This window comes from Pseudomonas sp. NPDC089743 (assembly GCF_044748785.1).
Taxonomy (GTDB): domain Bacteria; phylum Pseudomonadota; class Gammaproteobacteria; order Pseudomonadales; family Pseudomonadaceae; genus Aquipseudomonas; species Aquipseudomonas putida_X.
On record NZ_JBIVGS010000011.1, the window covers coordinates 58,994 to 82,539 of the forward strand.

The window sequence follows — 23,546 nt, forward strand, 5'->3', positions numbered from 1 at the left end:
ATGGCCTTCGATCTTGCCGCGCGTCTTGCCGAACGGCGCGCTGCAGACCTGTATCGGCAGCGGCCGCTGTTACAAAGCCCGCAAGGGCCGAACGTCGTGGTCGACGGCCAGCCGTTGCTGGCTTTCTGCAGCAATGACTACCTGGGCCTGGCCAACCACCCTGAGGTGATTGCCGCTTGGCAGGCGGGCGCCGAGCGTTGGGGCGTCGGTGGCGGGGCCTCGCACCTGGTTGTCGGCCACAGCACGCCGCACCATCAGGTCGAAGAGGCGCTGGCCGAATTGACCGGTCGCCCGCGTGCCTTGCTGTTTTCCACAGGCTACATGGCCAACCTCGGGGCCATCACCGCGCTGGTGGGGCAGGGCGATACAGTGCTGCAGGACCGCCTGAATCATGCCTCGCTGCTCGATGGCGGCTTGCTCAGTGGTGCCCGCTTCAACCGTTACCTGCACAACGATGCCGTCAGCCTGGCCAACCGCCTGGGCAAGGCCTGCGGCAATACCCTGGTGGTCACCGACGGTGTGTTCAGCATGGATGGTGACCTGGCCGACCTGCCTGCGCTGGCTGAGGTGGCGCGTGCGCGCGGGGCCTGGTTGATGGTCGACGACGCTCATGGCCTGGGTACCTTGGGTGCCCAGGGCGGCGGTATCGTCGAACACTTCGGCCTGGGCATCGACGACGTGCCGGTGCTGATCGGTACGCTGGGCAAGGCGTGTGGTACCGCGGGCGCTTTCGTTGCGGGCAGCGATGATTTGATCGAGGCACTGGTGCAGTTCGCACGGCCTTACATCTACACCACCAGCCAGCCGCCGGCACTCGCGTGCGCCACGCTCAAGAGCCTGGAGCTGGTGCGCCGCGAGACCTGGCGCCGTGAGCACCTGGCCGGGTTGATCCGTCAGTTCCGCGAGGGCGCGGCGCAGATCGGGCTGCAGCTGATGGACAGCCCGACCCCGATCCAGCCGCTGCTGATCGGCGACAGCGCACAGGCACTGCGCCTGTCACAGATGCTGCGCGAGCGTGGCCTGCTGGTCACCGCCATCCGCCCGCCTACTGTTCCTGCTGGCAGTGCACGGCTGCGGGTAACCTTGAGCGCTGCGCACAGTGAGGCGCAGGTACAGCTATTGTTGAATGCATTGGCCGATTGTTATCCACAGCTGGAGGCCGCCGATGCGTAACCGACTGATCCTTCTACCCGGCTGGGGCCTGGGGACTGCGGCTCTTGAGCCGCTGGCCGCCAGCCTGCGTGCGCAGGACGCGCGCCTGCAGGTTGAGCTGGCGCCCCTGCCGGAGCTGGCCGACCCCGATGTACAGGCGTGGGTCGATTACCTTGACCGCAAACTGCCCAGTGATGCCTGGCTGGGCGGCTGGTCGCTGGGCGGCATGCTTGCCAGTGAGCTGGCGCGCAAGCGTGGCGATCACTGTTGCGGGCTGCTGACCCTGGCCAGTAACCCCTGCTTCGTGGAACAGGCGGATTGGCCGCATGGTATGGCCCATGACACCTTCGAGACCTTCCGCGACGGTTGCCGCAGCCACACCGGCGTAACCCTCAAACGTTTCAAGAGCCTGTGCAGTGAAGGTGCCATGCAGCCGCGCACATTGCTGCGTCAGCTGGGCGTGGGCGTGCCAGAGACGGACCCGCTGTACCTGAGCACCGGGCTTGAAGTGCTGGCAAAGCTGGATACCCGCGAAGCGCTGCAGGCATACGCCGGCCCGCAACTGCACCTGTTCGCCGGCAGTGACGCGTTGGTCCCCCCCGAGGCGGCCAAAGCGCTGAGCGAGTTGTTGCCCGACGTTGAAGTCGGCCTGGTTGAAGAGAGTTCCCACGCTTTCCTGTTGGAGTATCCGCAGGAATTGGCGGCGGGTATCAAGAGTTTCCTGCATGAGAGTGGCGATGACTGACCTTTCCCGTCCAACCCTGCCCGGCGCGCTGCCGGACAAGCGCCAGGTAGCGGCCTCGTTCTCCCGTGCGGCAGCCAGCTACGACAGCGTGGCGGCCTTGCAGCGCGCGGTGGGCGTGGCCCTGCTGGAGCAGCTGCCGAGCACAGTGACGCCATCGCGCTGGCTCGACCTGGGCAGCGGCACGGGGCATTTCAGCCGGGTGCTGGCCGAGCGGTTCACGCTGGCGACGGGCGTGGCCGTGGATATCGCCGAAGGCATGCTGCGCCATGCCCGAGGCGAGCAGGGCGGGGCTCGCTACCATGTGGCAGGCGACGCCGAGCGCTTGCCGCTGCGTGATCACAGCGTCGATCTGGTTTTCTCCAGCCTGGCAGTGCAGTGGTGCGCGCAGTTCTCCAGTGTGCTGGAAGAAGCCCGGCGGGTATTGCGCCCGGGCGGTGTGCTGGCCTTCAGCAGCCTTTGTGTCGGCACCCTCGATGAATTGCGCGCCAGTTGGCAGGCTGTGGATGGCATGGTGCATGTCAACCGCTTCCGCCGGTTCGAGGACTATCAGCGACTGTGTGCGGCAAGTGGCCTTGAGCCGCTTGGCCTGCATCAGCAGGCGCATGTGCTGCACTACCCGCATGTGCGCGGGCTGACCCATGAGCTCAAGGCACTTGGCGCCCACAACATCAATCCCGGGCGGCCGTCGGGCTTGACTGGCCGTGCCCGCATGCAGGGGCTGCTGCAGGCCTACGAAGCATTCCGCCAGCCGCAAGGGCTGCCCGCCACCTATCAAGTGGTCTATGGTGTGTTGCGCAAGCCAACGGCGTGAGAGGAGCGAAATGAGCCAGGCCTATTTCATCGCGGGTACCGATACCGACGTCGGCAAGACCACCATCGCCGCCGGGCTGTTGCATGCCGCTCGGCTGCAGGGCTTGAGCACGCTGGGTGCAAAGCCGGTAGCGTCCGGCTGCACAGCTACCGCGAAGGGGCTGCGCAACGCTGACGCTCAGGCATTGATCGACGAGAGCACGCTGAAACTGCCTTATGAGGCGATCAACCCTTTTGCCTTTGAACCTGCCATCGCGCCGCACGTGGCGGCGCGTGAAGCGGGTGTGACGCTGGAGGTGCCGGCCCTGCTCAAGGCCATGCGCCACGTGCTGGATCAGGGCGCAGATTTCACCCTGGTCGAAGGTGCGGGTGGCTGGCGCGTGCCGTTGTCTGGTCATGCCAACCTGTCCGACCTGGCGATTGCCCTCAAGTTGCCGGTGATTCTGGTGGTCGGGGTGCGTCTTGGCTGCATCAACCACGCCTTGCTCAGCGCCGAGGCGATCGCCAGGGACGGGCTGCAACTGGCCGGCTGGGTCGCCAATATCATCGAGCCACGCACATCGCGCCTTGAGGAGAACCTCGCCAGCCTGGCCGAGCGCTTGCCGGCGCCTTGCCTGGGGCGGGTGCCCAAGCTCAAGCAAGCGGCTGCCGATGCGGTCGCGGAGCATCTGCAACTGGACTTGCTGGACTGAAGCACCATGCCTCACGTCTATCAGATAGCACGGGGCCATTAGCGATTTAAACGGGCCTTTATGGCCAAGGCCTGCTTTAATCAGGCCTGTTCACATCCAGCGTCATTGGAGTTTTGACATGGAAATCACCGGTAGCTCCGCCTATTACGCGGGCCTCAGCGCCATCCAGAGCGGGCAGAGCCGCGTCGATCAGGCGGCCAGCCAGATCGCCAGCAACTCTGTCGAACGCGCCGCCACCAGCCAGTCCAGCGATTTTCAGGCCGAGCGCCTGCGTGCGGTCGACCGCAGCCAGCAGATGGACCTTGCCACCAGCACAGTGCAGCTGGCCCTGGGCAAGACCGAGGTGGAGCTGGGCGTGAAAGTCGCCAAGGCTTCCGACGAAATGCTCGGTCGGTTCATCGATACCTACGCCTGAGGGCGACACATTCACAAACCTGCACAGTGCTTTGTGAAAGCGGGCCTGCCCGCGGATGCGTTTTATCAGGCTGCATTTTTTGCCTGAGCCGACGCCTTCGCGGCCAGGCCCGCTGCCTTTGTCATGGGTGTTTTTCAAGGTGATGGCATAAAAGCCATCTTTCGCGGCGTAAATGGCACCATAGTCCCTCCTTGACATCGGTCAGTCCTAAACGTAAGTTTCAAACAACTGTTTGACCGAAAGCCGGCAAGAGCTGGTCGGTATCAGCGGTCTCCCCACCGGACTCATCACAGAGGTTCATCGCAATGCCTGATTACAAAGCCCCCTTGCGTGATATTCGCTTCGTGCGCGACGAGCTGCTTGGCTATGAGGCGCACTATCAGAGCCTGCCGGGTTGCCAGGACGCAACGCCCGACATGGTCGACGCGATCCTCGAAGAAGGCGCGAAATTCTGTGAGCAGGTACTGGCCCCGCTGAACCGCGTCGGTGACCTGGAAGGCTGCACCTGGAGCGAGTCCGGCGTGAAGACCCCGACCGGTTTCAAGCAAGCCTACGAGCAGTTCGTCGAAGGCGGCTGGCCGAGCCTGGCCCATGACGTCGCTCATGGCGGTCAGGGCCTGCCTGAGTCGCTGGGCCTGGCGTTGAGCGAGATGGTGGGCGAGTCGAACTGGTCGTGGGGCATGTACCCCGGCCTGTCCCATGGTGCGATGAACACCATTTCTGCCCACGGTACTGAAGAGCAGCAGGAAACCTACCTGACCAAACTGGTATCGGGCGAATGGACGGGCACCATGTGCTTGACCGAACCGCACTGCGGCACCGACCTGGGCATGCTGCGCACCAAGGCCGAGCCGCAAGCTGATGGCTCGTACCGCATTTCCGGCACCAAGATCTTCATTTCTGCCGGCGAACACGACATGGCCGACAACATCGTCCACATCGTGCTGGCCCGCCTGCCGGATGCCCCGGCCGGCACCAAAGGTATCTCGCTGTTCATCGTGCCGAAGTTCCTGCCCGACGCGCAGGGCGGGGTAGGTGAGCGCAACGGCGTGAGCTGCGGCTCGATCGAGCACAAGATGGGCATCCACGGCAACGCTACCTGCGTGATGAACTTCGACAGCGCCACCGGCTACTTGATCGGCCCAGCCAACAAGGGCCTGAACTGCATGTTCACGTTCATGAACACTGCCCGCCTGGGCACCGCGCTGCAAGGCCTGGCCCATGCCGAGGTGGCCTTCCAGGGTGGCCTGAAGTACGCCCGTGACCGCCTGCAGATGCGTTCGCTGACCGGCCCCAAAGCGCCTGACAAGGCTGCTGACCCGATCATCGTGCACCCGGACGTTCGCCGCATGCTGCTGACCATGAAGGCCTTCGCCGAAGGCAACCGCGCCATGGTCTACTTCACCGCCAAGCAGGTGGACATCGTCAAATACAGCCAGGACGAGGAAGAGCGCAAGAAGGCCGACGCCCTGCTGGCGTTCCTGACCCCGATCGCCAAGGCGTTCATGACCGAAGTCGGCTTCGAGGCGGCCAACCACGGCGTGCAGATCTACGGCGGCCACGGCTTCATCGCCGAGTGGGGCATGGAGCAGAATGTGCGCGACAGCCGTATTTCCATGCTGTACGAAGGCACCACCGGCATCCAGGCCCTCGACCTGCTGGGCCGCAAAGTGCTGATGACCCAGGGCGAAGCACTCAAAGGCTTCACCAAGATCGTGCACAAGTTCTGCCAGGCGCAGGAAGGCAATGAGGCGGTCAAGGAGTTCGTCGAGCCGCTGGCTGCGATCAACAAGGAATGGGGTGAGCTGACCATGAAAGTGGGCATGGCTGCCATGAAGGACCGCGAAGAAGTAGGCGCTGCCTCGGTTGATTACCTGATGTACTCCGGTTATGCGTGCCTGGCGTACTTCTGGGCCGACATGGCACGCCTGGCTGCCGAGAAGCTGGCTGCCGGCACTTCGGAAGAGGCCTTCTACACCGCCAAGCTGCAGACGGCGCGCTTCTACTTCCAGCGTATCCTGCCGCGTACTCGCACCCATGTGGCGACCATGCTGTCCGGTGCCAACAACCTGATGGCGATGGACGAAGAGCACTTCGGCCTGTCCTACTAAGCCGCAAGGCTTCACAAAAACCCGCTTGCCTTGACCGGCAGGCGGGTTTTTTTATTTCCGGGGGCCGCTGCGCGCCCCAAGATCCGGTTACAAGAAAAGCTCAAGCCCTCCGCCCCTGCTGCCGTTAACCCCCGTGCATTCATCTATTCATGTGCGCTGCCGATGAAGTAAGGGCACAATGCCATTATTGATCTGCCGGGTCGGAGATTACCCTTGTTTCGTTTAAACGCTGTACGCGCAAGCCACTTCCTGCCTTCACTGATCCTCTTGCTGGCAGGGCTTGCGGCGGCTTACGTAAGAGACCTCAGCGTCTTCTTCACATCACTGTTCAACGTCCTGCCTACCTTGGTGCTGCTGCTGGGCGGCGCTTACTGTGCGGTTTACCGTCGCCAGCGCGAGCTGTTCTTGATGGTCACGGTCTACATCGCCTATTTCCTGCTCGATACCCAGACCGACTACTACCGTGACAACGGCCGTGTGCGCGAGGACGCAGCGGTGATCTTCCATCTGGTCTGCCTGCTTCTGCCTGCATTGTTCGGGCTGTTTGGCGCCTGGCAGGAGCGCACCCACCTGGCCCAGGACCTGCTTGCCCGGTTCGCGGTGCTGTTCGCTGTAGGTAGCGTGGCCGTGGCGCTGGAGCAAAGCTTTCCCCAGGCTTTGCTGGCCTGGTTGGCGGAAATACGCTGGCCGTCACTGCATGGGCAGTGGATGAGCCTGATTCAGATGGTCTACCCGTTGTTCATGGGTGTTTTCATCCTGCTGGTGGTGCAATACCTGCGTGAGCCAAGGCCCCTGCATGCAGCTCAGATCATCGGGCTGATCGGTATCTTCTGGATGCTGCCCAAGACGTTCATCCTGCCGTTCACCCTGAACATCATGTGCAGCCAGGTGATGTTGATGATCGCTGCGGCGGTTTCTCACGAGGCCTACCAGATGGCCTTCCGTGACGAGCTGACCGGCCTGCCCGGGCGGCGTGCATTGAACGAACGCATGCAGCGCCTGGGGCGCAATTACGTGATTGCCATGACCGACGTCGATCACTTCAAGAAATTCAACGACACCCACGGCCACGATGTCGGTGACCAGGTATTGCGCCTGGTCGCGAGCCGGCTGTCGAAGGTCACCGGTGGCGGGCGCGCCTACCGCTACGGCGGCGAGGAGTTTGCCCTGGTGTTCGCCGGCAAGACCGCCGAGGAGTGCGTGCCGCATGTGGAAGCTGTGCGGGAAATGATCGCCAACTACACGATGCAGCTTCGTGACCAGAACAACCGGCCGCAGGATGATTCCGCCGGGCGACAACGCCGCAGCGGCAGTGGTGCAGGCACGGTATCGGTGACCATCAGTATCGGCGTCGCTGAACGCCTGATGGAGCATCGCAACCCCGAAGAGGTACTGAAGTCCGCCGACCAGGCGCTTTACAGCGCCAAAGGTGCCGGCCGCAACTGTGTCATGGTTTATGGCCAGCAATCACGACGCGGGGCCGTTCGTACTGCGTGACTGTAATTGACTATATGGTCGCGTGATGACCCTATGTCTCGCAAAAGTTGTTCGGTTACACTGGATTCAATCCCGTGCTGCGGTCCTTCGAGACCGCCCCGACCCTACCCGCGAGAGGTTGTCATGGCTGAATATAAAGCGCCGCTGCGCGACATGCGCTTCGTTCTGAATGAAGTCTTCAATGTGGCAGAGCTGTGGGCGCAACTGCCTGAGCTGGCCGAAACGGTCGATGCGCAAACCGCACTCGCCGTTCTGGAAGAAGCAGGCAAGGTCACCAGCAAGTCCATCGCGCCGCTCAGCCGCGCGGCTGACGAAGAAGGCTGTCACTGGGAAAACGGTGCGGTAAGTACCCCAGCTGGCTTCATCGAGGCCTACAACACTTACGCCGAGGGCGGCTGGGTAGGTGTGGGCGGCGATCCCCAGTACGGTGGCATGGGCATGCCCAAGGCGATTTCCGCCCAGGTTGAGGAAATGGTCAACGCTTCGAGCCTGGCGTTTGGCCTGTACCCCATGCTGACCGCTGGTGCCTGCCTGTCGATCAACGCCCACGCCAGCGAAGCGCTCAAGGAAAAGTACTTGCCGAACATGTATTCCGGCGTGTGGGCAGGCTCCATGTGCCTCACCGAGCCCCATGCCGGTACCGACCTCGGCATCATCCGTACCAAGGCCGAGCCCCAGGCCGATGGCAGCTACAAGGTCAGCGGCACGAAGATCTTCATCACCGGCGGCGAACACGACCTGACCGAAAACATCATCCACCTCGTGCTGGCCAAGCTGCCGGACGCACCGGCGGGGCCTAAAGGTATCTCGCTGTTCCTGGTGCCCAAGTTCCTGGTCAACGATGACGGCAGCCTCGGGGCGCGCAACCCGGCTACCTGTGGCTCGATCGAGCACAAGATGGGTATCCAGGCCTCGGCCACGTGCGTGATGAACTTCGATGAAGCCGTAGGTTACCTCGTCGGTGAGCCGAACAAAGGCCTGGCGGCGATGTTCACCATGATGAACTACGAGCGCCTGGGCGTGGGCATTCAGGGCTTGGCCACGGCGGAACGTTCCTACCAGAATGCCGTCGAGTATGCCCGCGACCGTTTGCAGAGCCGCGCCCCTACCGGCCCGCAGGCCAAGGACAAGGCGGCCGACCCGATTATCGTCCACCCGGACGTGCGCCGCATGCTGCTGACCATGAAAGCGCTGATCGAAGGTGGCCGCGCCTTCTCGACGTACGTGGCAATGCAGTTGGACAGCGCCAAGTACAGCGAAGAGCCGGGTACGCGCAAACGCAGTGAAGAGCTGGTGGCACTGTTGACCCCGGTCGCCAAGGCGTTCCTCACCGATCTGGGCCTGGAGTGCGCGGTGCATGGCCAGCAGGTGTTCGGTGGGCATGGCTACATTCGTGAGTGGGGCCAGGAGCAACTGGTTCGCGATGTACGCATTACCCAGATCTACGAAGGCACCAACGGCATTCAGGCCCTGGACCTGATGGGGCGCAAGGTGGTGGCCAGTGGTGGTGCTTACTACAAGCTGTTCTCTGAGGAAATTCGCCAGTTCATCGCCAGTGCGGGGGCTGACCAGGATGAGTTCGCCAAGCCGCTGGGTGCCTACCTCGATCAACTCGACGGGCTGACCGAGTGGGTACTGGAGCGGGCCAAAGGCAACCCGAATGAAATCGGTGCCGCATCGGTCGAGTACCTGCATGCCTTTGGCTATGTCGCCTATGCCTACATGTGGGCGTTGATGGCGCGTGCGGCCAAGGCGGGCGAGGGCGATGAGGCGTTCTACTCGGCCAAGCTGGGCACAGCGCGGTTCTACTTCGCCAGGCTTCTGCCGCGGGTGGATTCGTTGGTGGCTTCGGTAAAGGCGGGGAGCGAGTCGTTGTACTTGCTGGATGCCGAACAGTTCTGAGCAGTGGCATGTAGGCACCGCGTTTATTGATGGACGTTGCTTGTAAGCATTTTCCTACATAACGCGGTGACTTTTCGCCACTGGTGTCAGATTGGATCCACGGCTAATCTTTCCCCATGGACGTTGCGCAGGAAGCGCAAAGGACAGAACAGGGACAAACGAAGGATTTCCTGCCAGGACGGTAGGGCGATAAGGATGTCACAGGGAAAAAGTCTGGGAAAACCCCGCTTCGGCGGGGTTTTCTTTGCGCGCGTGTATTTCAGCCAAGCACATCCAGCGCTGAAGCCCCCAATTGCCGTGCGTCGGCCTCCTCCTCCAGCAGCGTACGCAGCAACTCAACCGATGCTTGCTGGCGCTGCGCATCACGAAATACCAGGCCAACCTTCAACGGCACCCGCGGTTCGCTCAAGGGTTTCCACAGCAGCCCTTGGTCATCTTCGGCAGCATCCTTGGCGCGGCCAGGCAGGATAGTGGCCAGTGCGGTATGGGCCAGGCTGTCGAGAATGCCGCCCATGTTGTTCATCTCTGCCTGAACCTGCGGCCTGCGCCCTAGGCTGGCCAGTTGTTGCTTCCAGATCTGGCGGACCTGGAACTCCTCGCCAAGCATCAGCATCGGCAGTTCAGCCGCTTGCCGGATAGAGACCTTCTTGAAGTCCTTCAACGGATGGGTATCAGGGATGACCAATTGCAGTTCATCTTCGTACAGCAGCAAGCCGTGCAGGCCAGGCTGGCGTGGCGGCAGGTAGCTGATACCGATATCAAGGTTGCCGTTGAGCAGGCGTCGTTCGATTTCCAGCCCGGACAGTTCGTAGATCTGTACCACCAGATGCGGCTGGGCCTTGCGCAAGCGCTCTAGCAACTGCGGCACCAGGCTCGGGCGCACTGTTTGTAGCACGCCGATGGCCAGCGTGCGCAAGGATTGGCCCTTGAAGTTACGCATCGCTTCGTGGGCGCGCTGCAGCCCGTCGAGCAGGGGCAGGGCGTGGTTGTAAAGGGTGTGAGCCGCCAGGGTCGGCAGCAGGCGCTTGTTGCTGCGCTCGAAAAGGCTCAGGTCAAGGCTGTGCTCAAGCTGGCGGATCTGCTGGGAGAGGGCCGGCTGAGACAGTGACAGCCGTTCAGCGGCGCGGCCGACATGGCCTTCTTCATACACCGCGACGAAATAACGCAGTTGGCGAAAATCCATAAGTATTACTTATCGAAAAAGCTGAAAAAACGAAATGGCCGCTAGCGCCGCCTGAGCCTAGTCTATCGCTGTATTTCAGCGGCTTACAGCGATCAATTCGCGCATTGTTACCCCGTTCGAAAAACACTTTTGATAGGAAAGGCAAAATTATCAAGCGCCGGCGCCGAGACCGGACGCTGCCCCCTGCGGTGACTGGCTGGAGCCCCCCCATGAACCTGTTCAACCTACGCCGATCGGCCCCCGCCACGGCTGTCGAGCCAAAGCGCGCGCCGGTCATCGTGCCAGACGCATCGGCGTTGTCTCGTGAGCGCCTGATGCCCGGCACCGAGCGGGCGCCTCAAGTGTTCGTGCGCGGCCAAGGCTCCTGGTTGTGGGACCACGAAGGGCATGCCTACCTGGATTTTACCCAGGGCGGCGGGGTGAACAGCCTGGGCCACAGCCCTGGCGTGGTGGCCAAGGCGCTGGGCAACCAGGCCCAGGCGTTGATCAACCCGGGGGCGGGTTTCCACAGCCGTGGCTTGCTGGCGCTGGTCAACCGCTTGTGCCAGCGCACCGGTAGCGATCAGGGCTATCTGCTCAACAGCGGCGCCGAGGCCTGCGAGGGGGCGATCAAGTTGGCGCGCAAGTGGGGCCAACTGCACCGCAATGGCGCTTATCACATCATCACTGCCAGTCAGGGCTGCCATGGCCGTAGCCTGGGGGCCCTGTCGGCGTCCGATCCGCTGCCGTGCAACCGCTGCGAGCCCGGCCTGCCGGGCTTCAGCAAAGTGCCATTCAATGACCTTGCTGCCCTGCACGCCGCAGTGGATTCGCGCACCGTGGCAATCATGCTCGAGCCTGTCCAGGGCGAGGCGGGTGTCATCCCTGCCACGCAGGAGTACCTCAAGGGCGTGGAAACACTGTGCCGTGAGCTGGGCATCCTGCTGATCCTCGATGAGGTGCAGACCGGTATGGGTCGTTGTGGTGCGCTGCTGGCCGAGGAGCTTTATGGGGTGCGCGCGGACATCATCACCCTAGGCAAGGGGCTGGGCGGCGGTGTGCCATTGGCTGCCTTGCTTGCCCGGGGCACAGCATGCTGCGCTGCGCCTGGCGAACTGGAAGGCAGCCACCACGGCAATGCCCTGATGTGCGCCGCCGGCCTGGCTGTTTTGGACGCTGTGCTGGAGCCTGGCTTTCTCGCCCAGGTGCAGGATAACGGCCGCCACCTGCGCGAAGGCCTGAGCCGCCTGGCCGGGCGCTATGGCTTGGGTGAAGTACGCGGGCAAGGCCTGCTGTGGGCCCTGCAACTGAAAGAACACCTGGCCCGCGAACTGGTGGCAGCGGCCCTGCACGAAGGCCTGCTGCTGAATGCGCCGCAAGCGGATGTGGTGCGTTTTTCGCCAGCGCTTACCGTGAGCAAAGGCAACATCGATGAAATGCTGTTGCGCCTGGCCCGGGCGTTCGCCCGCCTGCACGCGCAGCAGCAGGCCCGTCGCGAGGTACCGGCGTAGCTGTATAGCAAGACCGAGAATTTTACGAACCGTCTGGCGTTCCTGCGCATCGCCCCTGGCCTGTTTCATTCGGCCCGGGGCGTTTTTTTTTGCCGGTGGAACCTCTGTGGCGGGCGGCTAGTCTTTGATGTAACCCTTCAGGAGAAACTCGCATGGACCTTATTCGCATCATCATTGCTATTCTTTTGCCACCTCTGGGCGTGTTTCTGCAGGTGGGTTTTGGCGGGGCGTTCTGGTTGAATATTCTGCTGACCCTGCTGGGATACATTCCAGGGATCGTGCACGCGGTGTACATCATCGCCAAGCGCTGAGGCCCCGGGGGTTGAAGACATGCCTGTCTCCCAACCCCCGCAACTGTCATCAGTTTCTAAGCTCGCTATGCAATGCGTTTTACCATGAGCTTGTCGACGTAGTGTTTCAGCGCGTTCAGTGGGAATCCGGTGTTGTAAGCGCCCCATTTCAAGTAATGCCTGGCAGGGGAGAATGTCTGGCATACGAGGGTGTAAGGATCCTCTTCACCGGGTTGCCTGGGTTTCCCTTCCCGGTCGGCCGTGAATTTCTGGGGGGCATTATCCAGAAATAGCTGAACCGTACCGATATCTTGGTCACTGGAGAGCAGAACCCGAATCCGGATGTCGTACCACGTGTCCGCTTCAATGTGCGTCCACCACACCACCTTGTGTTTTTCACCATCAAGCCGGGTGTTGTAGTGCGTCATTTCAAAACGGCCGGCCTGCACCTTCATGAAAAAAGGGTATACGTTGCTGCCCTCGGACTTCCACTGAAAGATCACATAGTCGCCATAGGGGGCGTTGTCGACTTCCGGAAACTTGCTGCTCCAACAGAAGTCGTAAATCTGGTTATCCTTCCAGCCTTCATAAACTTCGTAGGGTGCCACATTGACTTTGATGGAGTTGGACTCGCACCGATAGTTTGTCGAGTGGGCCGGTTTGTCAAACAGCCAGACTTTACCTCGCTCCGTGTCGTGTACCACCTTGAGGCTGGCACCTGTGTCGGAACCACCTGTCTCTACCATTCTGAAGAGGTCATTGGGCGCTTTCTGCTCATCTTCCTGGGTGCGATCGAGGGGGGTGGTTGACCCGACCCACATCAGAAAGTTATCAGGGGCGCTGTGTGTGCAGCTTTCCTCTTTAACCTCCGGCTGGTGCTTTTCAAGGGTTGCACCCTGGTTTTTGTCCGGCGATGACCATTGCCGTAATAGCGCCCATGCCCGCATGGCAAAGTGCGGTCGGTCATATTTTTGATCTTTGATAGGTGCTTCGTGTTCGTCGTTTTCCATCATGGCGGCCCGGTGTCCATTTACAGTAACCGCCGCCCTGAAAGCGCATTCATACAGGTCAAGGACGGCGCGATTACTGCGAAGTTAGGACCAGAACCAAAACACGTCTACTGACAAAATTGCCAGGTAATTGAGGTGTTGCCGAGTGCAATGTGCTCTCAACTTTTATCCTGTTGATGGTTGATCACGTTGCTAAAGAACAGCCACTCCTGTTCCAGCGCATGCGCCAGGTTATCCGCCTGCCGGAAGCCGTGCCGTTCGAGGGCATAGAAATGCCCCTCTGCCTGAATACCCTTGGCCTTGAGCGCTGCGAGCATTTCTCGGGTCTGCTCCGGCACCACCACAGCATCCAGTTCACCCTGAAAGAAAATCACCGGCACGTTGATCTGCTCGGCATGCAGCAGTGGGGTGCGTTGGCGATAGCGCTCGGCATCCTGCTGCGGGTCGCCGATCAGCCAGTCCAGGTAATCCCCTTCGAACTTGTGCGTGGCACGGCCCAGGGCTAGCGGGTCGCTGACCCCATAGAGGCTGGCGCCGGCGCGGAACACGTCATGGAACGCCAAGGCGCACAGCGTGGTGTAGCCCCCCGCGCTGCCGCCGCGGATGAACGCCTTGTGCTTGTCGACCAAGCCCTGAGCGGCCAGGTATTCGACCGCCGCGCAAGCATCGGCCACATCGCTCTCACCCCAACGCAGGTGCAGTGCCTGGCGGTATTCCCGGCCATAGCCGGTGCTGCCCCGGTAGTTCAGGTCGGCCACGGCAAAGCCGCGTTGGGTCCAGTACTGGATGCGTGGGTCCAGCACGGGATAGCAGGCTGAGGTCGGCCCGCCATGGATGAACACCACCAGCGGTGCGGCGCCCTGCGACTGCGATGGCGGGTAGAAGAAACCATGGGCCTGTTCGCCGTCACTGCCATAGTGGAAAGGCTGCGGCAGGCTGACCTGTTCTGCCGGCAGGATTTCGGCACCACCGGCCAGTACGCGCACCTCGTGGTGGCGGCGGTCAATGGCAATCACAGCCGGCGAGCTGATGGGCGAGGCGGCAATGGCATACAGGTGCTCGCTGTCCATGGCCAGGCTGCGAAAGCGTGTGTAGGCACTGGCGTAACGCGCCATGTGGCCATCCTCAGCCCGCAGCCCCAATTGCCCGAAGCCGTCTTTGAACCAGCTGGCCAGATAGCTTTGCGGCCCCAGCGCCAGCCAGGTACAGGTGCCAAGCTGCCAAGGCGCGGCAGCGTGGTCCGCAAGCGCGGCAGGCAACGCCTGCCAGTGGCCCTCGACCTCACCCCAGGGCTGCCAGAAGCCGTTGCGGTCGGACAGGCAGTACAAACGGCCTTCGGCATCGAAGCGCGGCTGTTGCAGCGATTCGTCAGCAGCGGCTACACACTGCACCGGGCCCCAGTGGCCGCTGGCATCCCGGGTGCGACACATCAGCCGGGTGACGGTCCAAGGCTGTGCCGGGCGGTCCCATTCGACCCATGCCAGGCGTTGGCCATCGGCACTCACCGTGGGTGAGGCATAGAAATCGGCGCCTTCGGCCAGCACCTCGCGGCTGCATTCATCCAGCGCCACCAGGCGATGCTCTACCTGATCGGCATGCCGCTCCTCGACGGCCAGCACCTGGCCAGCGTGCCACTGCACATCGCCGTAGCGGCAGCTGGCATCCTGAGTCAGCGCGCGCGGTGGCAGGTCGTCCAGCGGCTGGGTGTAGACCTGTTGGTCCTTTTCGTTGACGAACACCAGCCCGTCGCCACCCAGGCAGAAGCTGCCACCGCCATACTCGTATACCCGGCTGCGCACGCTGAAGCCATCCGGGGTCAGGCAGCGTGCCTGGTGGTAAAGCCAGTGCCAGATGCGGCAAGCACCATCGGCCGGGCGGAATTCGATCCAGAACAACCCGTCGGCAGTGACTTTGAGTTCCGTGAAGTCGGTGCCGGCGGCAACCGCCTGGGCCGCACTGAATTCAGCCGCGGGCGATGACACGGGAGTTTCGATCATTGCGGAAGGTCATCTGTTCAATGGCAAGGTCGGCTGTTTCTGCCTCCTCGCGGGCTTTGAGGATGATGCCGTGGTCGGCCGACTTGGCGCACACCGGGTCGGCGTTGCTGGCGTCGCCGGTGAGCATGAAGGCCTGGCAGCGGCAGCCGCCGAAGTCCTTTTCTTTCTCGTCGCACGAACGGCAGGGTTCGGGCATCCAGTCATAACCACGGAAACGGTTGAAGCCGAACGAGTCGTACCAGATGTGCCTGAGGTCGTGATCACGAACATTTGGGAACTGCACCGGTAGCTGACGGGCGCCATGACAGGGCAGGGCAGTGCCGTCCGGCGTGATGGTCAGAAACAGGCTGCCCCAGCCATTCATGCAGGCCTTGGGGCGTTCCTCGTAGTAGTCCGGCGTGACGAAGATCAGCTTGCACGGGTTGCCCTCGGCCTTGAGCTTCGCACGGTACTCGTTGGTGATCCGTTCAGCGCGTTCAAGTTGCTCACGGGTCGGCAACAGGCCCAAGCGGTTGAGGTGCGCCCAGCCATAGAACTGGCAGGTGGCAAGCTCGACGAAATCGGCCTCCAGCGCCACGCACAGCTCGATGATGCGGTCGATCTTGTCGATGTTGTGCCGGTGGGTGACGAAGTTGAGCACCATCGGATAGCCATGGGCTTTCACCGCACGGGCCATCTCCAGCTTTTGGGCGAAGGCCTTTTTCGACCCTGCCAGCAGATTGTTCACCTGTTCGTCGCTGGCCTGGAAACTGATCTGGATGTGGTCCAGACCGGCTTCCTTGAAGTTGGCGATACGGGCCTCGGTCAGGCCGATGCCGGAGGTGATCAGGTTGGTGTAGTAACCCAACTGGCGCGCTTCGCCGATCAGTTCGGCGAGGTCCTGGCGCACCAGCGGTTCGCCACCGGAAAAACCGATCTGCGCAGCGCCCATTTCACGGGCTTCGGCCATTACCTTGAACCACTGTGCGGTCGTCAGCTCCTTACCCTGTTCGGCGAAGTCGAGCGGGTTCGAGCAGTACGGGCACTGCAGCGGGCAGCGATAGGTCAGTTCGGCCAGCAGCCACAGCGGCAGGCCGACCGGTACCTCAGGCGAGGGTGATCCAGTGTTCGCCACGGGCCACCTCCATGAATTGCTCGATGTCATCAGCGACTTCGGGCACACCAGGAAATTGCTGTTCGAGCTCGGTGATGATCGCGTTCACGTCACGTTTGCCGTCGATCAGGCCACCAATGAGGGAGGCGCTGTCATTGAGCTTGATCATGCCCTCAGGGTAGAGCAGCACATGGCCTTTCTGCGCCGGTTCGTACTGGAAACGATAACCGGGGCGCCAGTTCGGCACTTGTTTGCGGTCGAAACTCATAGGGCAATCCCCTTGTGCCATACCCGTTGCTGGGTGACGGTGTGATACGGCGGGCGGTGCAGCTCATAGGCCATGCTCATGGCATCGAGCATGCTCCAGAGAATATCCAGCTTGAACTGCAGGATTTCCAGCATACGCTCCTGGGCCGCCCGGGTGGTGTAGTGCTGCAAGGTGATCGTCAGGCCGTGTTCGACATCGCGCCGGGCCTGGCCCAGGCGGGTGCGGAAGTACTCGTAGCCGGCAGGATCGATCCACGGGTAGTGTTGCGGCCAGCTGTCCAGGCGCGACTGATGGATCTGCGGGGCGAACAGTTCGGTCAGCGAGCTGCTGGCCGCTTCCTGCCAGCTGGCACGGCGGGCGAAGTTCACGTACGCGTCGACGGCGAAGCGCACACCTGGCAGCACCAGCGCTTGGGAGCGCAGCTGGTCCGGGTCGAGCCCCACAGCCTGACCCAGGCGCAGCCAGGCTTCGATACCACCGTCTTCGCCCGGGGCGCCGTCGTGGTCGAGCAAGCGCTGGATCCACTCACGGCGCACTTCACGGTCCGGGCAGTTGGCCAGGATCGCGGCATCCTTCATCGGGATGTTCACCTGGTAGTAGAAGCGGTTGGCCACCCAGCCCTGAATCTGTTCGCGGGTAGCGCGCCCTTCGTACATCGCCACGTGGTAGGGGTGATGAATATGGTAGTAGGCGCCCTTGGCGCGCAGAGCCTGCTCGAATTCGGCAGGCGACAGTGGCAGTGCTTCGCTCATCGGGCCTCCTTACAACTCGATGCTCATGCCGTCGAAGGCGACTTCTACCCCTCGGCGCTGGACCTCGGCGCGTTCGGGGGAGTCTTCGTCCAGAATCGGGTTGGTGTTGTTGATGTGGATAAGTACCTTGCGCTGGCTTGGGAAGCCGTCCAGCACCTCGAGCATGCCGCCGGGACCATTCTGCGCCAGGTGGCCCATTTCGCGGCCAGTACGGGTACCGACCCCGCGGCGCTGCATTTCATCATCCTCCCACAGCGTGCCGTCGACCAGCAGGCAGTCAGCGTCACGCATCATCGCCAGCAGTTTGTCGTCGACCTGGCCCAGGCCGGGCGCGTAGAACAGCTTGCCGCCGGTGCGGGTGTCTTCCACCAGCAGCCCCAGGTTGTCGCCCGGGTGGGGGTCGAAGCGGTGCGGGGAGTAAGGCGGTGCGGCGCTGCGCAGCGGGAAAGGGGTGAACTTGAGACGAGGGCAGGCCGGGATGACGAAGCTGCCCTCGAGCTCGATACGGTTCCACTGCAGGCCACCGTTCCAGTGGCTGAGCATGTTGAACAGCGGGAAGCCGGTGGTGAGGTCCTGATGGACCATGTCGGTGCACCAGACCTGATGCGGGCAGCCTTCGCGCAGACTGAGCAGGCCGGTGGTGTGGTCGATCTGGCTGTCGAGCAGGACGATGGCGTTGATGCCGGTGTCGCGCAGGGCACGGGCCGGCTGCATTGGCGCGAACGCCTGCAGCTGAGCACGGATGTCGGGTGAGGCGTTGCACAGGATCCAGTGAACACCGTCGTCGGACAGGGCTATCGACGACTGGGTACGTGCCGAGGCGCGCAGGCTGCCATCGCGATAGCCCTTGCAGTTGACGCAGTTGCAGTTCCACTGCGGAAAACCGCCGCCGGCGGCGGAACCGAGAATCTGGATGTACATGGTTGCTCTCTATCCGAACTGTGCGAAGAACCGTAGCCTGAAAAACGACAACGCCCCGGCTGGCCGAGGCGTTGAGACGCAGGCAATGCTTAGCGGCTGGCGAAGTACATGGTCACTTCGAAGCCGATACGCAGGTCAGTGTATGCAGGTTTGGTCCACATGGTTTTTGCTCCTTCCGGGTCAGGGTAGAGGGTTCAGCTATTTGTTTGGCGTCGCCTCGCGCCGAAGGTTCCGGCGGCTGAGATAGCGTTATCTTACAAGAAAATCATGTACCGAAAGGTTAATTCTTCGAAAAGCGCCCTTGCGGTATACGTAACAATGGATTCCGGGTCAGAGCCAGGCCCCCTCTGGTGCAGGCCCATTGGCCAGGCAGATCAAGGGTGAATCGGCTGCGAGCAGGCCACCCAGCAAATCGTCCAGATGTGCTTGTTGCGTCTTCAGGATAGCCGCGCTTAATGCGGGGAGATCGCCGGGTAGTGTAGCCAAGTGTGTCTGCCATGCCCAATCGGCGAGGTCCGCGTTGGCCATGGCTGGCTCGTCGAACTGTTCCGCCAACCTCTGGCGTGCAGCAGCGTCCAGGCGTACCCCCTGGCGCAGAAGGGTGAGCAGGTGACCGAGGATCTCAGCGTGGGTGGCGTGGGGTGATTGCACGCCGAACAGCAGCCCGCCGATGCCCTCCACCTGACGAAAGGTACTGAATACGGCGTAACCCAGCTGCAATTCCACACGTAACTTTTGGTACACAGGCCCTTGCAGCAACTGGGCGAGAAGCCGGCCGCAGGCCTGCTGGTGCGCAGGCACGGGGCAGAACAACAGCAGTGCGGGCTCGCTGCCCGGCACCTTGGCGTGGTGCCAGCGCCGGCCGTGCCAGGCGGGCGGCGGTACGGGCATGCCGAACTGACCGGGGCAGCCTTGCAAGGCTGCGCTCAGGGCTTGCAGGGCAGTTGTATCGAACCCCACCGCCAGGCCATGCCACCGGCTGTGCTGCCATGCATCATCGAGTGCCTGTTGATTGATCGCCCTGGTTGGCTCGGGCGTTGGTACTGCGCCTGTGAGTGCCTCTGGCAGTTGGTTGAGCAGGGCCCTGATCGGGATCAGCAAGGGGGGCTGTTGTGTAGGCGGATCCCAGTCAGCAGCGGGCGAACGCAAACACGCGATGGCGAGTTCGACGGCTTTTATGACCGCTGCGGGCAGGCCAGTGCAACGCAGCTGCCAATATTCGCCTGCGGCACTGAACTGCAGTTGCACAGCGGCACGCTCGCAGCGTGCCTGTAGCGGCTGCAGGGCGCGTTCCAGCACAGCATAGAGGCGCTGGCGCAGGGCTGAAGGCACTTGCCAGCGCAGATGAACTGCCCCGTATTGGCGCGCCGCTGGCAGTTGCTGATTGACCGTCAGCGCTGCAGGCAATTGCGGCATTTGCGTGGGGGGCAAGCCGGGAAGCAGCAAGGGTTCGGCGGCTGGCAACTGCCATTGGCCATGCTTGCGCGATGGCAGGCCTTCGAGCAGTGCCTGAAATGCGCAGAGTGCCTGTGCATCAAGTGCCGCCAATGGCTGGCCTGCGCTGTCGCGGCGGGCCAGATCGAGGGGGCTGGCGTTGCGTTCGCGGCTCTGTTGCAAAAGGCCGAATTCGGCGTTCAGGTGCGCCGGATCGCACTGCCGGATGAAGCCGAACCATCCGTGCAGCAGGGCGTGAGCTTCTTCTGCACAGGCGTCTTTGCTGAGTTCGAGCTCGATGTGCCAGAGCATCTGCCCGGCGAAGGCATAGAGCATTTCAGCCTTGAGCGCTTGCAGCCAGCCGCGCTGGTGTAGTGCAGCCAGCCAGGTGCCCGGCCTGCTGTCGCTCAAGCCGGCAATCAGCAGCTCCAATGCCCGTTCGGCACCAGGGGGCAGGTTTTCATGGGTGAAGACCAGGCCAGTGCTGGTGCTCGACAGGGCCGGTGGCGGTGTTTGTGGCCTGCGTTCGCCACACGCAAACGCACCGGCGTAGTGCCTGCCAAGCTGTTCGAGCTCATCCAGCGGTTGCGGCCCACACAGGCTCAAGGTGATCTGGCCGCCTTGGTAATAGCGTTGATGGAAATCTGTGAGCGCTCGCTGAAAGGCGGGGTCCTGCAACGCCAAGGTATACCGGTTGCCTGCATGAAAACCGCCTAGCGGATGGCCAGCCGACACTGACTGCAGCAGGGCCAAGCGCTGCTGTGCCTGCGGGTTGCGCGACCACGCGATGAATTCGGCATGGATCACTTCACGCTCGCGGCGCTGGCGCTCGCGACCCAGGTCTGGTTCGGCGAGCATCTGGCAAAGGCGGTGCAGCCCGCCGGCCAAGGCTGCGGGCGGCACTTCAAAGAAGAAATCCGTGGTGCGTTCGCGGGTGCTGGCATTGACCTGCCCGCCGAGGGTCTGGACGTAGCGCATCAGGCCGTCATCCAGCGCAAAGCGGGGGGTGCCAAGGAAGAACAGATGTTCGAGAAAGTGTGCGAGCCCTGGCCATTTTGCCGGGGCATCGTGGCTGCCCGCGTGGACCTTCAGCGCCGCAGCCGAGCGCTTGAGCCGCGGGGCATGGCGCAGGGTGAGCTGCAGGCCGTTGGCTAAGGTGAGGTGGCGAGTGGCATCAGGCATGGGGGCTCCGGGTCAGGCACACATGCTAACAAATTTGTTGGCCCTCTCAGCCTCGCCGCAGATGCAACTCCTGGCGCAGATCGGCGAGGTAAGGAAACGCTTTGCGTCCCTGCACCACCTGCTCTTGCGCCAAGTCCGCCAGCAACTGGCACTCCTCCCGACCGGCCATGGCCAGCACGCTGCCATCCGGCCCGATGATGCTGCTCTGGCCGCAGTACTGGATTTCGCCCTCGGCCCCGCAATAGTTGGCATACACCAGGTAGCACTGGTTTTCCTGGGCCCGGGAGCGCACGGTTACCTGACAGACAAAATCATACGGTGCCATGTTCGCGGTCGGCACCAGGATCAGCTCAGCGCCGTCCAGCGCCAGGCGCCGGGCATTTTCCGGGAACTCGATGTCGTAGCAGATCAGCAGCCCGACCTTCCAGCCTTCCAGCTCGACCACCGGAAAGTGGTCGGCGCCCGCACTGAACATGCCGCGGTCCAGCTCACCGAACAGGTGCGTCTTGCGGTAGTTGCACAGGCTACGGCCATGAGCGTCGATCAGTTGCACGCTGTTGTAGATCGCGCCATCGTCAGTGCGCTCCGGGTAGCCATAGACGATGGCGATGCGATGCGCCTGGGCGATCTCCACCACCTCCATGGCCGCTGGGCCATCATTGGCCTGTGCCAGGCGCTCTACCTGTGCCAACCCGATGTTGTAGCCGCTCAGGAACATCTCCGGACACACCAGCAACTGTGCGCCACGCTCGGCCGCCAAGTGCGCCTGGTGGCGCAGCCGTTGCAGGTTGCCGGGCACATCCAGCGGGTTGGGTGCACCCTGGAACAGAGCGATGCGCATGCTGCCTCCTTGTCTCAGTCTGCCAGGGCGATTGGCCCGATTTCGTCGAACACATCGCCCGGGCCTGGATTGTCCGGATGGGTCTGGCCACCGAAGTGGTTCATGATACCCCACACCGCATTGAGCGACGTCTGCACCGCCCCTTCGACCCAGGCCGGGGTCCACGATACGTCGTCGCCGGCGATGAACATCCCGCGTTGCTCGATGGGCATGTCCTGCTGCATGAAGTGCGCGTACATCCGTTGGTTGTAGCGGTAGTGGCCGGGCAGTGCGCCCTTGAAGGCACCGAGGAAGTGCGGGTCGGCCTCCCAGGAAATGGTGATCGGGTCGCCGATGATATGCCCGGCGATATCGGTCTTGGGGTAGATCTTCTTCAGTGCATCCAAGGCCAGCTGCACGCGTTTTTCCACGGGGTGCGGGAGCATCTTCAGGGCGTCGCTCATCCAGGCGTAGGACAGGCAGATCACGCCCGGCTTGTCGTCGCCGTTATCGAACAGGTAGGTGCCGCGGGTGAGCCGATCAGTGAGGGTCATGCTCATCAGGTCGCGGCCGGTTTGCGGGTCTTTGTCCTTCCAGAACGGCCGATCGACCATGACGAAGGTCTTCGACGACTGCATGTAACGGGTGCGGTCCAGGGCCATCCACATCTTTTGCGAGAACAGCGATTCTTCACAATCGATCTGGGTGGTCAGCAACCAGCTCTGGCAGGTGGCGAGCACGGCGCCGTAATGGCGAGTGTCGCCCCAGTTGTCGGTGACGGCGAGGCGCCCGTCGGCTGCGCGGGCAATGCGTTTCACCCCAGTGCGCGGTGCGCCGCCATGCAGCGCGCTCAGGCTGGTGCCCTCGGGCCAGTGGGCGCAGCGCTGCGGTACATGGCGCCAGATGCCCTGTGGTACCTGCTCCACACCACCGACGATCAGGTGCTGGTGGTCGTCGCAGTTGGTCATCACTACCCGGAAGATTTCCAGCATCGAGTTGGGGAAGTCCGAGTCCCATCCACCTGTGCCGAAGCCGACCTGGCCGAACACCTCGCGGTGCTGGAAGCTCAGTTGGGCGAACGAGCGCGAGGTTGCGACGAAGTCGTAGAAGGTGCGGTCGTCCCACAGCGGTACCAGCTTGTTCCACAACGCTTTGAGGCGCGGAACATCGCGATCGCGGATCGCCTGCTGGATATCGGCGAACTGCGCGCCGCTTTCCAGCGCGTCGGCCCAGGCATCGGCCACTTCATGGAACAGTTTGGGCAGATCGCTGACTGTTTCGGCGTAGTAGGTCTGGCCTTCCAGGTCGATCACCGTGCTGCCGGATGCCGGTGTCAGTGGGTTGGGGAAGGGCTTGGTTTCCAGGCCCAGCTTGTCGACATAGTGGTAGAAGGCGGTGGAGGACACCGGAAAGCGCATGCCCCCGAGCTCGGCGATGATTCCGTCGGTGCCGTTGAAGGCCTGCGAGCGCAGTCGGCCACCCATCTTCGAGGCCTCATACACCACAGGCTTGAGCCCCAGCTTCATCAGCTCGTAGGCCGCCACCAGGCCTGCGATACCGGCACCGACGATAGCGACTTCCTCCCCGTGGCGATCAGCCGGAATGCTGCCCAGCCCAGCCGGGTGTTCCAGCCAGTCGTCGAAGCCGAACGGGAAGTCCGGGCCGAAGATGGTGATGGGTTTCTTGCCGTCGGCCGGGTGGCGGTTTTTCTTGTTCATTGCAGTGACCTTGCCAGAGCGGCTGCGCAGGGGCGGAGCCTGAGTATAGGAGATGCCTGGTGGT

Annotated in this window: 21 protein-coding genes; 10 read left to right on the forward strand and 11 right to left on the reverse strand. The window is 62.6% G+C overall.

Annotation, left to right across the window (positions count from 1 at the left end):
* The 8 genes from bioF to ACIPZC_RS18820 all read left to right on the forward strand — a co-directional run bounded on the left by bioF (nucleotide 1) and on the right by ACIPZC_RS18820 (nucleotide 9,324).
* Nucleotides 1–1,173: an 8-amino-7-oxononanoate synthase gene (gene bioF / locus ACIPZC_RS18785; protein ID WP_400628731.1), complete on the forward strand. Its 1,173-nt coding sequence runs from the start codon at nucleotides 1–3 to the stop codon at nucleotides 1,171–1,173.
* On the forward strand, nucleotides 1,166–1,897 hold the full coding sequence (locus ACIPZC_RS18790; RefSeq protein WP_400628733.1) for an alpha/beta fold hydrolase: 732 nt from the start codon (nucleotides 1,166–1,168) through the stop codon (nucleotides 1,895–1,897). The genes bioF and ACIPZC_RS18790 overlap by 8 nt, the downstream gene beginning before the upstream one ends.
* Nucleotides 1,890–2,708, forward strand: a complete 819-nt coding sequence (gene bioC, locus ACIPZC_RS18795) for a malonyl-ACP O-methyltransferase BioC (protein ID WP_400628735.1) — start codon at nucleotides 1,890–1,892, stop codon at nucleotides 2,706–2,708. The genes ACIPZC_RS18790 and bioC overlap by 8 nt, the downstream gene beginning before the upstream one ends.
* A 10-nt stretch (nucleotides 2,709–2,718) precedes the next feature.
* Nucleotides 2,719–3,399 (forward strand): dethiobiotin synthase, encoded by a 681-nt coding sequence (gene bioD, locus ACIPZC_RS18800; protein ID WP_241805678.1) that lies wholly within the window; start codon nucleotides 2,719–2,721, stop codon nucleotides 3,397–3,399.
* A gap of 118 nt (nucleotides 3,400–3,517) precedes the next feature.
* Entirely contained in the window at nucleotides 3,518–3,814 is a 297-nt protein-coding gene (locus ACIPZC_RS18805; protein WP_400628737.1) for a pyrroloquinoline quinone biosynthesis protein PqqE, read from the forward strand.
* A gap of 305 nt (nucleotides 3,815–4,119) precedes the next feature.
* Entirely contained in the window at nucleotides 4,120–5,925 is a 1,806-nt protein-coding gene (locus tag ACIPZC_RS18810; protein WP_241805680.1) for a phenylacyl-CoA dehydrogenase, read from the forward strand.
* 213 nt (nucleotides 5,926–6,138) lie between these two features.
* Nucleotides 6,139–7,422: a GGDEF domain-containing protein gene (locus ACIPZC_RS18815; protein ID WP_267819259.1), complete on the forward strand. Its 1,284-nt coding sequence runs from the start codon at nucleotides 6,139–6,141 to the stop codon at nucleotides 7,420–7,422.
* 123 nt (nucleotides 7,423–7,545) lie between these two features.
* Nucleotides 7,546–9,324 carry an acyl-CoA dehydrogenase C-terminal domain-containing protein gene (locus tag ACIPZC_RS18820; RefSeq protein ID WP_400628740.1) on the forward strand — a complete coding sequence of 593 codons (1,779 nt, stop codon included), beginning with the start codon at nucleotides 7,546–7,548 and terminating at the stop codon, nucleotides 9,322–9,324.
* Between the two features lie 259 nt (nucleotides 9,325–9,583).
* On the opposite strand, the gene ACIPZC_RS18825 is transcribed toward ACIPZC_RS18820, so the two are convergent.
* The gene (locus ACIPZC_RS18825) at nucleotides 9,584–10,507 is read right to left on the reverse strand and encodes a LysR family transcriptional regulator (RefSeq protein WP_241805683.1); all 924 of its coding nucleotides are present in this window, start codon (nucleotides 10,505–10,507) and stop codon (nucleotides 9,584–9,586) included.
* Nucleotides 10,508–10,716: 209 nt separating this feature from the next.
* On the opposite strand from ACIPZC_RS18825, the gene ACIPZC_RS18830 reads away from it, so the two are divergent.
* Nucleotides 10,717–11,997, forward strand: a complete 1,281-nt coding sequence (locus ACIPZC_RS18830; RefSeq protein ID WP_400628742.1) for an aspartate aminotransferase family protein — start codon at nucleotides 10,717–10,719, stop codon at nucleotides 11,995–11,997.
* Nucleotides 11,998–12,149: 152 nt separating this feature from the next.
* Nucleotides 12,150–12,308 (forward strand): YqaE/Pmp3 family membrane protein, encoded by a 159-nt coding sequence (locus tag ACIPZC_RS18835; protein WP_041022294.1) that lies wholly within the window; start codon nucleotides 12,150–12,152, stop codon nucleotides 12,306–12,308.
* Nucleotides 12,309–12,373: 65 nt separating this feature from the next.
* Here the strand turns inward: ACIPZC_RS18835 and ACIPZC_RS18840 are convergent, their stop codons facing one another.
* From ACIPZC_RS18840 to ACIPZC_RS18885, 10 genes are all read right to left on the reverse strand, one after another.
* The gene (locus ACIPZC_RS18840) at nucleotides 12,374–13,300 is read right to left on the reverse strand and encodes a heparin lyase I family protein (RefSeq protein WP_400628744.1); all 927 of its coding nucleotides are present in this window, start codon (nucleotides 13,298–13,300) and stop codon (nucleotides 12,374–12,376) included.
* A 155-nt stretch (nucleotides 13,301–13,455) separates the two neighbouring features.
* Nucleotides 13,456–15,294, reverse strand: coding sequence for a prolyl oligopeptidase family serine peptidase (locus tag ACIPZC_RS18845; RefSeq protein ID WP_400628746.1), 1,839 nt, complete (start codon nucleotides 15,292–15,294; stop codon nucleotides 13,456–13,458).
* On the reverse strand, nucleotides 15,260–16,408 hold the full coding sequence (pqqE, locus tag ACIPZC_RS18850) for a pyrroloquinoline quinone biosynthesis protein PqqE (RefSeq protein WP_400628748.1): 1,149 nt from the start codon (nucleotides 16,406–16,408) through the stop codon (nucleotides 15,260–15,262). Before pqqE ends, ACIPZC_RS18845 begins: the two co-directional genes overlap by 35 nt.
* Nucleotides 16,380–16,655 carry a pyrroloquinoline quinone biosynthesis peptide chaperone PqqD gene (gene pqqD, locus ACIPZC_RS18855; protein WP_012316584.1) on the reverse strand — a complete coding sequence of 92 codons (276 nt, stop codon included), beginning with the start codon at nucleotides 16,653–16,655 and terminating at the stop codon, nucleotides 16,380–16,382. The genes pqqE and pqqD overlap by 29 nt, the downstream gene beginning before the upstream one ends.
* Complete coding sequence (gene pqqC / locus ACIPZC_RS18860) at nucleotides 16,652–17,407, reverse strand: pyrroloquinoline-quinone synthase PqqC (protein WP_241805687.1); 756 nt, start codon at nucleotides 17,405–17,407, stop codon at nucleotides 16,652–16,654. Before pqqC ends, pqqD begins: the two co-directional genes overlap by 4 nt.
* Before the next feature lie 9 nt (nucleotides 17,408–17,416).
* Nucleotides 17,417–18,328: a pyrroloquinoline quinone biosynthesis protein PqqB gene (pqqB, locus tag ACIPZC_RS18865; protein ID WP_400628751.1), complete on the reverse strand. Its 912-nt coding sequence runs from the start codon at nucleotides 18,326–18,328 to the stop codon at nucleotides 17,417–17,419.
* Between the two features lie 89 nt (nucleotides 18,329–18,417).
* Complete coding sequence (gene pqqA / locus ACIPZC_RS18870; protein WP_008365141.1) at nucleotides 18,418–18,489, reverse strand: pyrroloquinoline quinone precursor peptide PqqA; 72 nt, start codon at nucleotides 18,487–18,489, stop codon at nucleotides 18,418–18,420.
* Between the two features lie 169 nt (nucleotides 18,490–18,658).
* A complete protein-coding gene (gene pqqF, locus ACIPZC_RS18875; protein ID WP_400628753.1) occupies nucleotides 18,659–20,944 on the reverse strand; it encodes a pyrroloquinoline quinone biosynthesis protein PqqF in 2,286 nt (761 codons plus the stop codon).
* Nucleotides 20,945–20,990: 46 nt separating this feature from the next.
* Nucleotides 20,991–21,785 carry a carbon-nitrogen hydrolase family protein gene (locus ACIPZC_RS18880; RefSeq protein ID WP_400628755.1) on the reverse strand — a complete coding sequence of 265 codons (795 nt, stop codon included), beginning with the start codon at nucleotides 21,783–21,785 and terminating at the stop codon, nucleotides 20,991–20,993.
* Between the two features lie 14 nt (nucleotides 21,786–21,799).
* On the reverse strand, nucleotides 21,800–23,482 hold the full coding sequence (locus tag ACIPZC_RS18885; RefSeq protein WP_400628757.1) for a flavin monoamine oxidase family protein: 1,683 nt from the start codon (nucleotides 23,480–23,482) through the stop codon (nucleotides 21,800–21,802).
* Nucleotides 23,483–23,546 lie beyond the last annotated feature (64 nt).

Coding starts and splice junctions, on each gene's coding strand:
- bioF (WP_400628731.1), top strand. CDS start 1: ATGGCCTTCGATCTTGCCGCGCGTCTTGCCGAACGGCGCGCTGCAGAC.
- ACIPZC_RS18790 (WP_400628733.1), top strand. CDS start 1,166: ATGCGTAACCGACTGATCCTTCTACCCGGCTGGGGCCTGGGGACTGCG.
- bioC (WP_400628735.1), top strand. CDS start 1,890: ATGACTGACCTTTCCCGTCCAACCCTGCCCGGCGCGCTGCCGGACAAG.
- bioD (WP_241805678.1), top strand. CDS start 2,719: ATGAGCCAGGCCTATTTCATCGCGGGTACCGATACCGACGTCGGCAAG.
- ACIPZC_RS18805 (WP_400628737.1), top strand. CDS start 3,518: ATGGAAATCACCGGTAGCTCCGCCTATTACGCGGGCCTCAGCGCCATC.
- ACIPZC_RS18810 (WP_241805680.1), top strand. CDS start 4,120: ATGCCTGATTACAAAGCCCCCTTGCGTGATATTCGCTTCGTGCGCGAC.
- ACIPZC_RS18820 (WP_400628740.1), top strand. CDS start 7,546: ATGGCTGAATATAAAGCGCCGCTGCGCGACATGCGCTTCGTTCTGAAT.
- ACIPZC_RS18825 (WP_241805683.1), bottom strand. CDS start 10,507: ATGGATTTTCGCCAACTGCGTTATTTCGTCGCGGTGTATGAAGAAGGC.
- ACIPZC_RS18830 (WP_400628742.1), top strand. CDS start 10,717: ATGAACCTGTTCAACCTACGCCGATCGGCCCCCGCCACGGCTGTCGAG.
- ACIPZC_RS18835 (WP_041022294.1), top strand. CDS start 12,150: ATGGACCTTATTCGCATCATCATTGCTATTCTTTTGCCACCTCTGGGC.
- ACIPZC_RS18840 (WP_400628744.1), bottom strand. CDS start 13,300: ATGATGGAAAACGACGAACACGAAGCACCTATCAAAGATCAAAAATAT.
- ACIPZC_RS18845 (WP_400628746.1), bottom strand. CDS start 15,294: ATGATCGAAACTCCCGTGTCATCGCCCGCGGCTGAATTCAGTGCGGCC.
- pqqD (WP_012316584.1), bottom strand. CDS start 16,655: ATGAGTTTCGACCGCAAACAAGTGCCGAACTGGCGCCCCGGTTATCGT.
- pqqC (WP_241805687.1), bottom strand. CDS start 17,407: ATGAGCGAAGCACTGCCACTGTCGCCTGCCGAATTCGAGCAGGCTCTG.
- pqqB (WP_400628751.1), bottom strand. CDS start 18,328: ATGTACATCCAGATTCTCGGTTCCGCCGCCGGCGGCGGTTTTCCGCAG.
- pqqF (WP_400628753.1), bottom strand. CDS start 20,944: ATGCCTGATGCCACTCGCCACCTCACCTTAGCCAACGGCCTGCAGCTC.
- ACIPZC_RS18880 (WP_400628755.1), bottom strand. CDS start 21,785: ATGCGCATCGCTCTGTTCCAGGGTGCACCCAACCCGCTGGATGTGCCC.
- ACIPZC_RS18885 (WP_400628757.1), bottom strand. CDS start 23,482: ATGAACAAGAAAAACCGCCACCCGGCCGACGGCAAGAAACCCATCACC.